Origin of the sequence: Amycolatopsis oliviviridis, assembly GCF_014654365.1 — a bacterium.
Lineage (GTDB): Bacteria > Actinomycetota > Actinomycetes > Mycobacteriales > Pseudonocardiaceae > Amycolatopsis > Amycolatopsis oliviviridis.
This window is the reverse complement of record NZ_BNAY01000002.1, coordinates 755,390-769,719: the sequence shown is the minus strand read 5'-3', so window position 1 is coordinate 769,719 and position 14,330 is coordinate 755,390. Positions and strand designations below refer to the sequence as shown.

The 14,330-nt window shown below is 69.2% G+C and carries 11 protein-coding genes; 7 read left to right on the top strand and 4 right to left on the bottom strand.

Going from position 1 to position 14,330, the window contains the following annotated elements; all coding sequences use genetic code 11:
- Positions 1-645: an HD domain-containing protein gene (locus IE302_RS10710; protein WP_191254285.1), complete on the bottom strand. Its 645-nt coding sequence runs from the start codon at positions 643-645 to the stop codon at positions 1-3.
- Positions 645-1,451 carry a sporulation protein gene (locus IE302_RS10705; RefSeq protein WP_191254284.1) on the bottom strand — a complete coding sequence of 269 codons (807 nt, stop codon included), beginning with the start codon at positions 1,449-1,451 and terminating at the stop codon, positions 645-647. Before IE302_RS10705 ends, IE302_RS10710 begins: the two co-directional genes overlap by 1 nt.
- 58 nt (positions 1,452-1,509) lie before the next feature.
- Here IE302_RS10705 and IE302_RS10700 point away from each other — a divergent pair, with 58 nt between their 5' ends.
- On the top strand, positions 1,510-1,752 hold the full coding sequence (locus IE302_RS10700; protein WP_007033595.1) for a DUF3039 domain-containing protein: 243 nt from the start codon (positions 1,510-1,512) through the stop codon (positions 1,750-1,752).
- Between the two features lie 123 nt (positions 1,753-1,875).
- Positions 1,876-2,712: a hypothetical protein gene (locus IE302_RS10695; protein ID WP_191254283.1), complete on the top strand. Its 837-nt coding sequence runs from the start codon at positions 1,876-1,878 to the stop codon at positions 2,710-2,712.
- 181 nt (positions 2,713-2,893) lie between these two features.
- Here IE302_RS10695 and IE302_RS10690 read toward each other — a convergent pair whose 3' ends face one another.
- Both IE302_RS10690 and IE302_RS10685 read right to left on the bottom strand, forming a co-directional pair.
- On the bottom strand, positions 2,894-6,046 hold the full coding sequence (locus IE302_RS10690; RefSeq protein WP_191254282.1) for an efflux RND transporter permease subunit: 3,153 nt from the start codon (positions 6,044-6,046) through the stop codon (positions 2,894-2,896).
- A gap of 134 nt (positions 6,047-6,180) precedes the next feature.
- Positions 6,181-7,305 (bottom strand): YihY/virulence factor BrkB family protein, encoded by a 1,125-nt coding sequence (locus IE302_RS10685; RefSeq protein WP_191254281.1) that lies wholly within the window; start codon positions 7,303-7,305, stop codon positions 6,181-6,183.
- 264 nt (positions 7,306-7,569) lie between these two features.
- Here IE302_RS10685 and IE302_RS10680 point away from each other — a divergent pair, with 264 nt between their 5' ends.
- The 5 genes from IE302_RS10680 to IE302_RS10660 all read left to right on the top strand — a co-directional run bounded on the left by IE302_RS10680 (position 7,570) and on the right by IE302_RS10660 (position 14,325).
- Positions 7,570-9,324: a DEAD/DEAH box helicase gene (locus tag IE302_RS10680; protein WP_191254279.1), complete on the top strand. Its 1,755-nt coding sequence runs from the start codon at positions 7,570-7,572 to the stop codon at positions 9,322-9,324.
- A gap of 325 nt (positions 9,325-9,649) precedes the next feature.
- Positions 9,650-10,786: a sugar ABC transporter substrate-binding protein gene (locus tag IE302_RS10675; RefSeq protein WP_005164480.1), complete on the top strand. Its 1,137-nt coding sequence runs from the start codon at positions 9,650-9,652 to the stop codon at positions 10,784-10,786.
- An 88-nt stretch (positions 10,787-10,874) separates the two neighbouring features.
- Positions 10,875-11,648: an ATP-binding cassette domain-containing protein gene (locus IE302_RS10670; protein WP_020637409.1), complete on the top strand. Its 774-nt coding sequence runs from the start codon at positions 10,875-10,877 to the stop codon at positions 11,646-11,648.
- 23 nt (positions 11,649-11,671) lie between these two features.
- A complete protein-coding gene (locus IE302_RS10665; protein ID WP_191254277.1) occupies positions 11,672-13,132 on the top strand; it encodes a sugar ABC transporter permease in 1,461 nt (486 codons plus the stop codon).
- An 11-nt stretch (positions 13,133-13,143) separates the two neighbouring features.
- Positions 13,144-14,325 (top strand): ROK family transcriptional regulator, encoded by a 1,182-nt coding sequence (locus tag IE302_RS10660; protein WP_051072030.1) that lies wholly within the window; start codon positions 13,144-13,146, stop codon positions 14,323-14,325.
- Positions 14,326-14,330: the final 5 nt, after the last annotated feature.

The window sequence follows — 14,330 nt, the reverse complement described above, 5'->3', positions numbered from 1 at the left end:
TCATCGGTGATCCGGCTCCGCGCCACGCCAGCGGGTCAGTTCGTTCGCCAGGTTCTCGCGCGCCTTGCTTTCCCAGCGTGCCCGCGCGATGTCGCTGCGGTACAGCCGCGGCCGGGCCAGCAGGTTCTCCAGCACGCTCGCGCGGCCGGCGCGCCAGTCCTCGTCCGAGTAGATCGAGTACTCCTCGCGGACGCCCTTCGCGTACTCGTCGTAGCTCTCCGGCGAAGAGCCGAGGATCGCGAGGTCGGCGTCGAGCAGGGCGGTGGCGAGGAGGTCGTCGTCCGGGGCGGCGTGGTGGATCGTGCTGAGCACGAGGTCCTCCGCGCGGGTGACTTCGGCCGCCGGTACCCGGGCGTTGGTGAGCTCGTCGCGGGTCCAGGCCGCGCTCGCCTGCTCGTCCTCGCCGGGGCGGGCGTCGTAGACGACGTCGTGCGTCCAGGCGGCGACGGCGACGAGGGCCCGCTCGCGGGCACTCAGGCCGAAGGCGACGGCGAGGGCGCCGCTGTCGCGGGCGACGGCGGTGACGTGCCGCAGATCGTGATAGCGGCGATGCGGCTCGGCGTAGCGGGTCTGGAGGTCGTTCCACGCCACGGCGGCGATCAGGTGATCGCCACCGAGCCTGGTGATCGCGGTCGGCCAGTCCATCAGTCGAAGATTCCGCGCGCTTTGGCCACCTCGTGCAGCCAGCCTTCGAGCTGCGGCTCCCAGTTGACCCGGTCCAGCGCGGCGTGGTCGACCTTGAACAGGCCGAGGAACTCCTGGCCGCGGCCGCCGAACCCGCCGCTCTTGGACACGCGGACGCGTTTGGTCACCTCCAGCACGACCTGGGTCTCCGACGGCGACGACAGGAAGGTCACCGCCACCGAGGTGAAGACGGTCGCGAATCGCGGCGAGGGGGTGAACCGGATCTCCTGGAAGAACGGGAGCTGCTGCGTCGCGCCGTTGATCCGGCCGCGTTCCAGCAAGGCCTCGCGGAAGACGAAGCCGATCCGGCTGAAGGCGTCCAGGATCCGCTTCTGCGCGGGCAGCGGCTCGATCGCGGCGCCGTCGACGTCGACCGGATCGGTGACGGAGTTCGCGATGTCGAGGCTGGTCTGGAGGCCGACGGCCATGCCGTTCAGCGGTTTGCCGAAGACGCTGGAGATCGGCGTCTCCCACGGCAGGGCGACCTCGAACGGGATCCGGACCTGCTGACCCGGCCCGATCCGCTCGCTGCCCGCCAGCTGCTGGGTGCCGAACTCGAGGTCCTCGACACCGGGGGCGCGCTCGTCCGGGAGGGTGACCCTGGCGAGCAGCTTCACCGAAAGGCCGTTGATCTCTTGATCGACTTCGCCGCCGAGCAGCAGGACCTCACCGCGCAAGGGTCTGCCGGGGGAGACCGTGCGGTCGAGCAGCCGGGCGTCGATCTTCGCCCCGCCCGAACCGAATGTCGCGAGCACCTTCTGGAACATGGGCGAGATCCTGCCAGGTCGGCGGTGTGCGCAGGAGGATTTGGGGCATTATGGAGGGGTGAGTACACAGACCCTTCCGAAGCCGGATACCCGTCCCGAGGGCACCGACGGCACCGACGACGATTCGCCGAAGATGTTCCACTACGTGCGCAAGAACAAGATCGCCGAAAGCGCGGTCATGGGCACGCACGTGGTGGCGCTGTGCGGCGAGGTCTTCCCGGTGACGAAGTCGGCGAAGCCCGGTTCGCCGGTCTGCCCGGACTGCAAGAAGATCTACGACGGGCTCAAGCCGGGCGACTGAGCCATGGCCGTCCGGTGTCCGAAACCGGACAAAATCTGAAAATCCTTCACATGGTGGCTGCCCGTCCCGGTATTCGCTGGTAATCAGTACCCGCCAGCGAAACCCCGCCGGGACGGAGCCTTCATGCGTAGAACCGGGATCGTGCTCGCCATCGCCGCGTTGGTCGCGGTGTTCTCACCCGCCGCCGCCCAAGCCGTGACCGGCTGGACCACGGTCGGTTCGGACAACGCCCGCCCGCTCGACGAGGGCCAGGGCCTGGCCACCATCGAGCGGCCGTCCGGGACCGTCTACCGCTACACCGGGATCACCACCGTCCCCGTGGACCTCTCCTCCCAGGGCTGGGGTCACGTCGGCGACCCGGGCTCCGCCCAGGGCTGGTACGTCGAGCCGTACCAGCGTGACGACCGGGGAGAGAAGCTCTTCCGCGTCGAGTCGCCCGACGGGAAATGGGCGAACTACAAGCACGCGCTGGAGTCGTGGGAAGCGAACAACAACTCGTTCGCCGCCGTGACGCCCGACGCGCGCTGGATGGTGGCGGGTGAGTGGGGCACGATGGACCGGCTCCTCGTGCACCCGATGCCCGGCGTCGCGCACACGAACCCGTCCGCGAACCTGCCGTACTCGTCCGCGATCCGGCTCGACAGGCCGGTGCGGGACATCCAGGGCTGCGACTTCGCCACCGCGACGCGCCTGCTGTGCTCGTCCGACGACCCCGAGGGCTCGCTCTTCGGGACGACCAAGCCGTTGCTGCAGGTGGATCTCTCCGGGGCGCTGTCCGGTTCGGACGTGACCGGGCGGGTGACCTCGCTGGGGCAGCTGCCGTTGAAGAGCACCTGTAGCGGGAACTTCGAGACCGAGGGCATCGACGTGGCCGCCGACGGGACCCTGCGGGTGGTCGTGCTGTCGCCTTCGTGGTGCGTGGCTTTCGACAGCAAGACCTGGCGGTTCCGGAAGTCCTGACCGGTGCTCAGACGCCGAACTCGCGTGCTTGAAGGCGGAACTCGCGTGATCGAACGCGTACCGGCTCCAATCACGTGAGTCACGGCTCCAAGCACGTGAGTTCCGGGTTCGGTCAAAGAGCGAAAGGCACGCCGAGCCCCCACCAGGCCCGGCGTGCCTTCCTGCCCCCCCGCCCCCAGGTCTACGCGGACGGCTCCGGCGTCAGCGTTTCCGAAGCGGGCGCCTCCGAAGAGGTCCGCGCCCGGCGGGCCTCCTTCTTCGCTCGACGCTTCTCTTTCCGCGTCTCGACCGTCGTGTACAGCGTCGGCACCAGGATCAGCGTCAGCAGGGTCGAGCTGACCAGCCCGCCGATGACCACGATCGCCAGCGGCTGCCCGATGAACCCGCCCTGGCCGGTCAGGCCGAGCGCCATCGGGACCAGCGCGAAGATGGTCGCCGCCGCGGTCATCAGGATCGGCCGCAGCCGCCGCCTGCCGCCTTCGACGACGGCGTCCGCGACGCTCATCCCCGAAGCCCGGTACTGGTTGATCAGGTCGATCAGCACGATCGCGTTGGTCACCACGATGCCGACGAGCATCAGCATCCCGATCAGCGCGGGCAGGCCGAGCGCGGTCCCGGTGGCCAGCAGCAGCCCGATCGCGCCGGTCGCCGCGAACGGGATCGACACCAGCAGGATCAGCGGCTGGATCAGGCTGCGGAACGTCGCCACCATGATCAGGTACACGATCGCGACCGCGGCCAGCAGCGCGAGGAAGAGGTTCCCGAAGGCCTCCTGCTGGTCCTCGCTGACCCCGCCGAGCTTGTACGCCGCACCACCGGTGAAGGTCAGTCCGTCCAATTTGGACTGGATGGCCTTCGTGGTGGCGGCCAGGTCCGCGCCGGTGTTCTTGGCGGTGACCGTGGTGCTCAGCTCACCCGAGGTGCGGTGCACCGCGACCGGGCCGTCCACAGTGGACACGTTCGCGACGGAATCCAGCCGGACGACGCCGGCCGCGCCCGGGATCGGCAGTGCCTTCACCGCGTCGACCGACACCGGGGCCGAACCCGCGCGCAGCACGATGTCCGTGCGCTGGCCGTCCACCGGCAGCTGGGTCACGGTGCGGCCGGCGATGGCCTGGTTCGCGATCTGGCCGATCGTGGTCGCCGAAAGCCCGCTCGCGGCGGCCTTGGCGGCGTCGACCTCGACCTGCACACGCGGCGCGCCCTGCGCGAGGTCACTGGTCACCTCGGTCAGGTCCGGCACCCCGGACAGGGCCTGGCGGATCTGCTCGGCGGCCGGCTTCAGCGCGGCCTCGTCGGGTGCGGTGACGGTGATCGACACCTGGTCCGAGTTGAACCCGCCCGCTTCCGCGCCGATCTTGACCTCGCCGAGTTCCGGCTTGTCCAGCTTGCCCCGCAAGCGATCCGAGAGCGCGTCGAGGTCGGTGTCCTTGGCGACGGTGACCTGGATGCTCGTCGCCGTCCCGCCACCGCCGAAGAAGTTCCCGCCGCCGATGCTGACCTGGTAGGTCTCGACGGCCGGTTCGGCGGCGAGCGCCTGCTCCACCGCGCCGGCGGCCTTCTCCTTGGCCTCGGGGCTGGTGCCGGGCGGCAGCTTCTGCGAAAGGCTCAGCGTCGTCGAGCCGGACTGGTCGAGGAAGTTCGTGTTCAGCTGCGACGCCAGCCCGACCGTGCCGCCGAAGATGATCAGCGCCAGCAGGACCACGGCCACCCGGCGCCGGGTGGCGAACCGGATCACCGGCACGTACCCGCGCTGCAGCAGCCCGCGCCGCTCCTTGTCCTCGGCCGCCTGCCGCGTGAGCTCGGCTTCGTGCTCGTTCGCGGGAGTCTTGGGCGGCTTGAGGAACCAGTACGCGAGCACCGGCACGATGGTCAGCGAGACCAGCAGCGACGCCAGCAGCGCCACGGTGACCGTGATCGCGAACGGCGAGAACAGCTCGCCGACGAGCCCGCCCACGAACGCGATCGGCAGGAACACCGCGACGGTGGTGAGGGTGGACGAGGTCACGGCTCCCGCCACCTCGCGTACGCCGTCGAGGACCGCGCGCTGCTTCCCCTCGCCGTACGCCAGATGTCGTTTGATGTTCTCCAGCACCACGATCGAGTCGTCGACGACCCGGCCGATGGCGATGGTGAGCGCGCCGAGCGTGAGCAGGTTCAGCGACAGATCGCCGGTCCACAACGCCAGGAGCGCCACGACCACCGAGAGCGGGATCGACACCGCCGTCACGAGCGTCGAGCGCAGCGACATCAGGAACAGCAGGATCACCACGACCGCGAACGCCAGCCCCAGCAGCCCTTCGGTGGTCAGGCCGCTGATCGCGTCCTTGACCGGGGTGCCCTGGTCGAACACGACGCTCATCTCGGCGCCGATCTTCTTCGACAGATCGGGCAGCTTGTCCCGTACCGCTTCCGAGATCGCGACCGCGTTCCCGTTCTCCACCATGGTGATCGACAGGCCGAGGCTCGGTTTGCCGTTGGTGCGCGTGATCGACGTCGCCGGCGCGAACCCGGCCTGGACGTCGGCGACGTCACCGAGTTTGACCGGTGCGGGTTTGGGCGCCTGGGCCCCGGGGCGCGACGCCGGGGTGGCCGACGGCGTCAGGTAGAGGTTCTTGATCGTGTCCACCGTGGTCGGCCCCCCGCCGACCTGGACGGTGAGCGTCTTGTCGCCCTCGGTCAGCGTCCCGGCCGGGACCGCGGTACCGGCGGTCTGCAGGGTGGTGGCGATCGACGACGGGTCGACACCCGCCGCGGCCAGCTTCGCGTAGTCCAGCGCGATCGTGACCCGCGGCTGCCGCGCGCCGGTCACCTCGACGTCGCGGACGCCGTCGATCTTGCGCAGCTCCGGCGCGACCTCCCCGGTCAGCGCGGGCGCGAGCGCCTGCGGGTCGCCGGTGGTCCCGGCGGCGAGCAGCACGACCGGGAGGTCGTCGGTGGACCCCGCCGACACCGACGGCTCGCTGTTCTGCGGCAGCCGGGCCTCGACCCCGTCGACGACGCGCTGGATCTGCCCGACGGCCGCGTCGATGTCCGTGCCGAACTCGAACTGCGCGGTGATCCGCGACAGCCCCTCCGATGACGTCGAGTTCAGTTCTTCGAGCCCTTTCAGGCCCTGGAGGCCGCTTTCGAGCGGCTCGGTGACCTGACGGTCGACCGCGTCCGGTGACGCGCCCGCATACGGCGTGATGATCTGCGCCTGCGGGAATTGCAGGGACGGGAACAGCTGCTGCTTCAGCTGCGGCAGGGCGAACGCGCCGAAGCCGATCACCACCAGGGCGAGCAGCCCGATGAGACTTCGGTTGCGCAGGCTCAGTCTGGCCAGCGTGGACATGACGGGATCCCCCAGAAAGACAACTCGGGAACGTACGGATTACCGCGAGCTTTTCATGGCGGGGGGTGGACTGGATTCACACCACGGGTGGAATCGGAGTACGACTTCGGGATGAGTTCAGCGACCGAACGGAGTCAACTTCGCCGTTCCGTCACCTGATCGGCTTCGCTCTGCGTTTCTTCGTTCACCGATTGTTCCGATGCGTGTTCGCCGTCACTGTCGGGAGAATCGCCGTTCTGGCGGGGACGGCGGAGCGGGACCGTCGTCCGTTCCCACAGTTTGCGGCCCTCCTCGGCGCGGATCCGTTCGCTGGCGCGTTCCATTTCCAGCCTGCGCCATTTCCGGCGCTGCCGTTTCGTCGCCTTGGCGGGCCACAGTTCCTGGATCGCGCTGTTGAAGTACGCGCCGCCGACCACCGCGAGCCCGATGAAGAACATCAACAGCAGGAACGCGATCGGCGCGGCGAGCGCGCCGTAGGTGTACCCGGTCTTGGTGATCCAGTTCAGGTAGATCCGCAGCCCGATACTGGAAAGCAGGAACACGACCATGGCGAGCATCGCGCCCGGCAGCCCGCGGTGCCACGGCAGCCGTCGCGGCAGGGCGAGCTTGTACAGCGTGGTCAGCGCCAGCACGATCATCACGGCCAGCACCGGGTAGTACAGCGTGCCGACCCAGTACGACACCGTGTCGCGCCAGTCGGTGGGAAAGAACTGGGGGAGCAGGTCCGGCCCGATCGCCAGCAGCGGCAGCCCGACCACCAGGATGACCAGTCCGGCCAGGTACAGCAGCAGCGCGAAGATCCGCTGCCAGACGTCGTTGCGGACGCCGTACTGGTCGTGCGCCACGGTGATCGCGTCGACGAACGACGACATCGCCGACGAACCCGCCCACAGGGAGATCAGGAAGCCGACGGAGACGATCTCGCCCTTGCCGACGAACAGGATGCTGTTGACCGTCGGTTCGATGATGTCGTGGACGGCGTTGTCGCTGAAGATCGTCTTGCTGAAGGTGATGATCCGGTCGTGGACCGCGACCACGACCTCCTGGCCGAACCAGTCGCCGACGAAGCCGAGGCAGCCGAGGAGTCCCAGCAGCAGCGGCGGCAGTGACAGCGTCTGCCAGAACGCGGCTTCGGCGGCCTCGGAGAAGATGTTGCCTTCCCAGGCCTTGTTGAGCGTGCGGCTGAGCAGGCGCAACGGACCTCTGCGGGCCTTCGCGACCTCGGCGGCCGCTTCGGGACGGCCGTTCTCCTCGCTCATGCAGCTCCTCCGCCGGCGCCGAGCGCCCTTGACGGTGTCCAGCATGGTCCATGCTGCGGCATTCGGCTCGCCACCCCTGGTTTTTCGGGTGAGTAACCCGACAACGGGGGTGGCGCTTCAGGCGTTCCACGGGCCCGGCAGGTAGGCTCTTCGGAGTGCCCTCACCTCAGGCGCCGGCGTCGCGGCCGGATACCCAAGTGGGGGTTTTCGCTTGTAGCAAGGCGGATGACCAGGGGTTTTCGGTGAAGGAGGTGGGGAACCGGCATGTCGGAAACGGTTGAACGCGGTCGAGGCGAGCTTGGCGCGCCTCCTGCGGCGAAGGACAGCACCGCCCGACCGCTGCGTGCCTGGCAGCGGCGAGCGCTGACGAAGTACCTGACGAAGAAACCGCAGGACTTCCTGGCCGTCGCGACGCCGGGCGCGGGCAAGACGGTGTTCGGTCTCCGGATCGCCGCCGAGCTGCTGAGCGACCGGACCATCGAGAAGATCACCATCGTCGCGCCGACGGAACACCTGAAGCACCAGTGGGCCGCCTCGGCGGCGGCCGCGGGCATCGCGATCGACTCGAACTTCCGCAACGGCACCGGGGTCACCTCGCGCGACTATCAAGGTGTCGCGGTGACCTACGCGCAGGTCGCGGCGCATCCGACGCTGCACCGCGTGCGCACCGAGAACCGCAAGACGCTGGTCATCCTGGACGAGATCCACCACGGCGGGGACGCGAAGTCCTGGGGCGACGCGGTCCGCGAGGCGTTCACGCCCGCCGTCCGGCGGCTCGCGCTGACCGGGACGCCGTTCCGCAGTGACGACTCGCAGATCCCGTTCGTCACCTACGAGCCCGACGGTTCGGGCTTCCAGCGCAGCAAGGCCGACCATTCCTACGGCTACGCCGACGCGCTCGCCGACGGCGTGGTCCGGCCCGTCGTCTTCCTCGCCTACTCCGGCGAGGCCTCCTGGCGCACGAGCGCGGGGGAGGAGTTCACCGCGCGGCTCGGCGAGCCGCTGACCGCCGAGCAGAACGCGCGGGCCTGGCGCACCGCGCTCGACCCGGCGGGCGAGTGGGTCCCTTCGGTGCTCCAGGCCGCGGACACGCGTCTCGCGCAGCTCCGCGCCAACGGCATCCCGGACGCCGGCGGTCTGGTGATCGCCACCGACCAGGACTCGGCACGCGCCTACGCCAAGATCCTGCAGCGGATCTCCGGCCAGAACCCGACGGTCGTCCTCTCCGACGACCCCAAGGCGTCCGGGCGGATCAAGGAGTTCTCCGATTCGACCGACCGCTGGCTGGTCGCGGTCCGGATGGTGTCCGAGGGCGTCGACGTCCCGCGCCTGGCCGTCGGCGTCTATGCCACGAGCGCGTCGACCCCGCTGTTCTTCGCGCAGGCCATCGGCCGGTACGTGCGTTCGCGCAAACCCGGCGAGACGGCTTCGGTCTTCCTGCCGAGCGTGCCGGTGCTGCTGGAACTGGCCAGTGAGCTGGAGGCGCAGCGCGACCACGTCCTCGGCAAGCCGCATCGCGAGAAGGACGGCTGGGACGACGAACTCCTCGCCCAGGCCAACCGCACCGAGGACGAGCCGGGCGAGGAGGAGAAGGCGTTCACCTCGCTGGGCGCCTCCGCCGAACTCGACCAGGTCATCTACGACGGCAACTCCTTCGGCACCGCGGTGTTCTCCGGTTCCGACGAGGAGCAGGAGTACCTCGGCCTGCCGGGGCTGCTCGAACCGGACCAGGTCCGCGCCCTGCTGCGGAAGCGGCAGGAGGAGCAGCTCTCCGACGAGAAGCGGCGCAAGCCCAAGGCCGAGGAGGCCGCGCCGGTCGCGCGCCCGCAGTCGGTCAGCGAGCGGCTCGGTGCCCTGCGCAAGGAGCTGAACGCGCTGGTGGGCGTGCACCACCACCGGACGCGGAAGCCGCACGGCGCGATCCACAACGAACTGCGCCGGGTCTGCGGCGGACCGCCGACCGCGATGGCTTCGGTGGAACAGCTCGAAGAGCGGATCGTCACCCTGCGTTCCTGGTGACCTCTCCGTACCAAGCGCAATGAAGGGGCCTTTCATAGCGAATTTTGCTATGAAAGGCCCCTTCATTGCATCCAGGGACCGAGGCGATCAACAGCGCCGATCACACTGAGTGAGTGGTGGCGGTCACACCGTCAGCGGACCTAGACTTCGTACGTCTTGCTACGGCCACGTTGCCAAACCGTGTCCATTTGATGAGGCTTAATCGATTCAGCCGTCTTCCGCGAAACCCGTTCGGCGGCATATGTTGTCGCCCACAACATATGCGCGATGGTGCGACCGGTCCCTCTGGATCGCCGCCCGCGAGCAAGATCCGGAAGGAACGAGGATGCGCAGCAGAACCCTTACCCTCCTCGCCGCGACGGTGGGCGCCGGCCTGGTGCTCTCCGCCTGCGGCGCCAACACCGCCGACTCGGGCAACAGCGGCAACTCCTCGCAGTCCGCGCCCGCCCCGGGTGGCGCCGCCGCCGGCGGCAAGGTCGGCGTCATCCTGCCGGAGACCGCCACCTCCGCGCGCTGGGAGTCCTTCGACAAGCCGTTCCTGACCAAGGCGCTCAAGGACGCGGGCTTCGACGCCGACGTCCAGAACGCCCAGGGCGACGTCCAGAAGTTCACCACGCTGGCCGACGGCATGATCGCGCAGAACGTCAAGGTCCTGATCATCGCCGCCATCAACGGCGAGGTCGGCGCGGCGGTCGCCCGCAAGGCGCAGGCCGCGGGCATCCCGACGATCGACTACGACCGCCTGAACCTCGGCGGCAGCTCCGACTACTACGTCTCGTTCGACAACGAGAAGGTCGGCCAGCTCCAGGGCCAGGGCCTCGCCGACGCGCTGAAGGACAAGAAGGGCGCCGAGGTCGTCATGATCGAGGGTGCCCCGACCGACAACAACGCGACGCTGTTCGCCAACGGCCAGAAGTCCGTCCTGCAGCCGAAGTTCGCCAGCAACGACCTGAAGCTCGTGCGCGAGCAGGCGATCGACAACTGGGACAACCAGAAGGGCGGTCAGACCTTCGAGCAGATCCTGACCGACAACAAGGGCAAGGTCGACGGCGTCGTCGCCGCGAACGACGGTCTCGCCGGCGCGGTCATCACCGTGCTGAAGAAGAACGGCCTCAACGGCAAGGTCCCGGTCACCGGCCAGGACGCCACCGCGGACGGCCTCATGGCGATCCTGCGCGGCGACCAGTACATGACGGTCTTCAAGCCGATCAAGGAAGAGGCCGAGGCCGCGGCGAAGCTCGCCGTCCTGCTGGCCAAGGGCGACAAGGCGGGCGCCGACGCGCTGGCCACCGGCAAGGCGAAGGACCCGAAGGGCAACCGTGAGGTCAAGTCCGTGCTCCTCGAGCCGAAGCTGACCACCAAGGACGGCGTCAAGGAGGTCGTGACGCAGGGCTACGTCAAGGCGGCCGAGATCTGCGGCGGCGACCTGGCCGCGGCCTGCACGCAGCTCGGTATCTCCTGACCCGTCAAACCCAGACCACCGGGCCGGGGCGCACTCGGACACAGCGCGCCCCGGCCCGGTATCCAGCCGGGAGAATTCGAGAACCCCCATGAGTGAACCCATCCTCGAACTGAAGCAGCTGAACAAGAGCTTCGGGCCGGTCCACGTCCTCCACGACGTGGACTTCAACGTGCGCGCCGGTGAGGTCACCGCGCTGGTCGGCGACAACGGTGCCGGCAAGTCCACTTTGGTCAAGTCGATCGCCGGCATCCACGGCTACGACTCGGGAACGGTGACGTTCCAGGGCAAGCCGGTGAACATCCACGGCCCGCGTGACGCCGCGGACCTGGGGATCGAGGTCGTCTACCAGGATCTCGCCCTGGCCGAGAACCTCGACATCGTGCAGAACATGTTCCTCGGCCGGGAACGTGGCAGCAAATGGCTGCTCGACGAGGCCAGCATGGAGAAGGCGGCCCGCGAGACGCTCGCCTCGCTTTCGGTCCGCACCGTGAAGTCCGTCCGCACGCCCGTTTCGGCGCTCTCGGGTGGGCAGCGGCAGACCGTCGCGATCGCCAAATCCGTGCTGTGGGACTCGAAGGTGGTCCTGCTCGACGAGCCGACCGCCGCGCTCGGTGTCGCGCAGACCCGTCAGGTGCTCGACCTCGTCCGCCGCCTCGCGGAACAGGGCCTCGGTGTGGTGCTGATCAGCCACAACATGGCCGACGTCTTCGAGGTCGCCGACCGCATCGCCGTGCTCTACCTCGGCCGTCTCGTCGCCGAGGTGCACACCAAGGACGTCACCCACGGCCAGGTCGTGGAACTGATCACCGCCGGCCGTTCCGGCGACCTCGGCCTTGCCCGCCCCGAAGCCGCCGTCCTCTAGTACGAGGCGAGAAAGAACCGGAAATGACTGAGACACCTGCAAAGCCCGCCTCGCCGGAGGGGGGCAAGTCGGCGGCCGCCGCGCTCAACCCGTCGGCGGCCATCACGGACTTCGGCATCGACACGACATCGATGTCGACGCGCGAGGCCGTCGGTGACTACATCTCCCGGCTCAAGGCGGGACAGCTGGGTTCGCTCCCGGCGCTGCTCGGCCTGCTCGTGCTGGTGATCGTGTTCGCCTCGCTGTCGGACACCTTCCTGACGATGAACAACATCGCGAACCTGATGGCGCAGGGCGCCGGCAAGGCGATCATCGCGATGGGCATCGTGTTCGTGCTGCTGCTCGGCGAGATCGACCTGTCCGCGGGCACCGCGTCCGGGGTCACCGCCGCCGTGCTCGCCATGCACTACGTGCGCAACGGAAACCTGTTGGGCGGTATGGGGAACGGCGTGTTCATCGCGTTCCTCGTCGTGCTCGCGATCGCCGCCCTGCTCGGCGTGATCCTGCGGATCTGGGCGGGCGTCGGCTTCGCCGTGCTCGCCATCGCGCTCGTGCTCTCGGGAACCGCGGCCAACCCGTGGATCGAGATCCTGCTCGCGATCAGCGTCGGTGGCGCGATCGGTGTCCTCACCGGGTTCCTCGTCTCCAAGATCGGCATGCCGTCGTTCGTCGTGACGCTGGCGCTCTTCCTCGCCTGGCAAGGGGTCATCCTCCAGTTCATCGGTGAGGGCGGCACGCTCGGCATCAGCACCTCGGACGTGCTGTTCAAGGTCGCCAACGGCAATCTGTCCACAGTGGGCAGCTGGGTCCTGTTCCTGATCGCCGCCGGTGGTTTCGCCGCGGTGTCCCTTGGCCAGCACTTCTCGCGGCTCAAGCGCGGACTGGTCACCCAGCCGACGCCGATGGTGCTGTTCAAGGTCGGCGCGATCGCCGTGGTCGCCGCGATCGCGACGTACCTGCTGACGCTCAACCGCGCGCCCAACCCGAACATCGTGATCTCGGGTGTCCCGTACGTCGTGCCGATCGTGCTCGCGCTGCTGGTGCTCGGCACCTACGTGCTCAACCGCACGCAGTACGGCCGCCACATCTACGCCGTCGGCGGCAACCGCGAGGCGGCCCGCCGCGCCGGTATCAACGTCGAGAAGATCCGCGCCTCGGTGTTCGTCATCTGCTCGGCGGTGGCGGCGGTCGGCGCGATCGTCTACTCGTCGAAGGTCGGTTCGGTCGACCCGCAGGCCGGTGGCCTCAACACGCTGCTGTTCGCGGTCGGCGCCGCCGTCATCGGTGGCACGTCGCTGTTCGGCGGCAAGGGCCGGGTCGTCGACGCGGTGATCGGTGGCCTCGTGCTCGCGGTCGTCGAGAACGCGCTCGGCCTGCTCAAACAGTCGGCGGCGGTGGTCAACATCGTCACCGGTCTGGTGCTGCTGCTCGCGGCAACGGTGGACGCGCTGTCCCGGCGCCGCGCGGCTGCGTCGCCGCGCTGAGTCCGCATGGAATGATGAAGTCCGTGACCAGCACACCCGTTGCACGACCAGACGAGGTGCGCAGGCACAACCGCACGACCTTGCTCCGGCTGCTGCACGTCAGCGGCCCGAGCACCAGGGCGACCCTGGCCACCGAGCTGGGGCTCAACCGCAGCACCATCAAGACCCTCGTCGACGGCCTCGCGGAAGCGGGTGTCGTCGAGGAACGGGTCCCCAGGCCGGGACGAGGGGCGGGCCGCCCCTCGCTCCTGGTCCTGCCGCAGCCGCACGCGGCGGTGGTGCTCGCGGTCGACCTCCAGGTCGAACACGTGGCGATCGCGCTGGTCGGGTTCGGCGGCCAGATCCTCGGGCGCAACAGCTGGAACCTCCGCGGCCGGATGCGGGAGGCCGACGAGGTGATCACGCACGTGATCGAGTCGACCACCGTGCTGGCGGGCGACCTCGGCGTGCAGCCGATCGCCGCGGGGGTGTCCGTGCCCGGCGTCGTCCGCCGGGCGGACGGGCACGTCCACGAGGCGCCCAACCTGCGCTGGACCGACGTGGCGCTCGGGGAACGGCTCGGCGGTGTGCTGCGCATCCCCATCCTGGTCGGCAACGACGCCGAACTCGGGGCCATCGCCGAACATCTGCGCGGCGCCGCGCGGGGCTCGTCCGACGCCGTGTACGTCTCCGCCGACGTCGGTGTCGGGGGAGGGATCATCGCGGACGGCTCGTCGCTGCGCGGGGGCGCCGGCTACGTCGGCGAGATCGGGCACATGGCGATCCGGCCGGGCGGCCGTCCCTGCTACTGCGGATCCAGCGGCTGCTGGGAGACCGAGGTCGGCGAAGCGGCGCTGTGCCGCGCGCTCGACCTGCCCGAGGACACCCCGCGCGGGGCGATCCTGTTCGAGCTGCGTGAACTGGGCCGCGACCCGCACGCGGCCGAGGAACGGCTCTCCGAGTTCGCGGAATGGCTGACGCTGGGCCTGGTGAACGTGGTCAACCTGCTCGGCCCGCAGCTGGTCGTGCTGGGCGATCTGCTCACCGTACTGCCCGATTCGGTCGTCCGGTCGGTGGCGGCCGAGGTGCGGCGGCGGAGCCTGGTCAGCCGGGCCGTCGGCGGGACGCAGATCGTGAGCTCCGCGCTCGGGGCGGACGTGAAGCTGCTCGGGGCGGCCGAGGCGGCGTTCGAAATGATTTTGGACACCGTCTAGCTCGC

What these genes read in the sequence shown, in the direction of transcription:
- IE302_RS10690 (WP_191254282.1), bottom strand. Translation starts at nt 6,046, where the DNA reads ATGTCCACGCTGGCCAGACTGAGCCTGCGCAACCGAAGTCTCATCGGG.
- IE302_RS10660 (WP_051072030.1), top strand. Translation starts at nt 13,144, where the DNA reads ATGATGAAGTCCGTGACCAGCACACCCGTTGCACGACCAGACGAGGTG.
- IE302_RS10695 (WP_191254283.1), top strand. Translation starts at nt 1,876, where the DNA reads ATGCGTAGAACCGGGATCGTGCTCGCCATCGCCGCGTTGGTCGCGGTG.
- IE302_RS10685 (WP_191254281.1), bottom strand. Translation starts at nt 7,305, where the DNA reads ATGAGCGAGGAGAACGGCCGTCCCGAAGCGGCCGCCGAGGTCGCGAAG.
- IE302_RS10705 (WP_191254284.1), bottom strand. Translation starts at nt 1,451, where the DNA reads ATGTTCCAGAAGGTGCTCGCGACATTCGGTTCGGGCGGGGCGAAGATC.
- IE302_RS10665 (WP_191254277.1), top strand. Translation starts at nt 11,672, where the DNA reads ATGACTGAGACACCTGCAAAGCCCGCCTCGCCGGAGGGGGGCAAGTCG.
- IE302_RS10670 (WP_020637409.1), top strand. Translation starts at nt 10,875, where the DNA reads ATGAGTGAACCCATCCTCGAACTGAAGCAGCTGAACAAGAGCTTCGGG.
- IE302_RS10675 (WP_005164480.1), top strand. Translation starts at nt 9,650, where the DNA reads ATGCGCAGCAGAACCCTTACCCTCCTCGCCGCGACGGTGGGCGCCGGC.
- IE302_RS10680 (WP_191254279.1), top strand. Translation starts at nt 7,570, where the DNA reads ATGTCGGAAACGGTTGAACGCGGTCGAGGCGAGCTTGGCGCGCCTCCT.
- IE302_RS10710 (WP_191254285.1), bottom strand. Translation starts at nt 645, where the DNA reads ATGGACTGGCCGACCGCGATCACCAGGCTCGGTGGCGATCACCTGATC.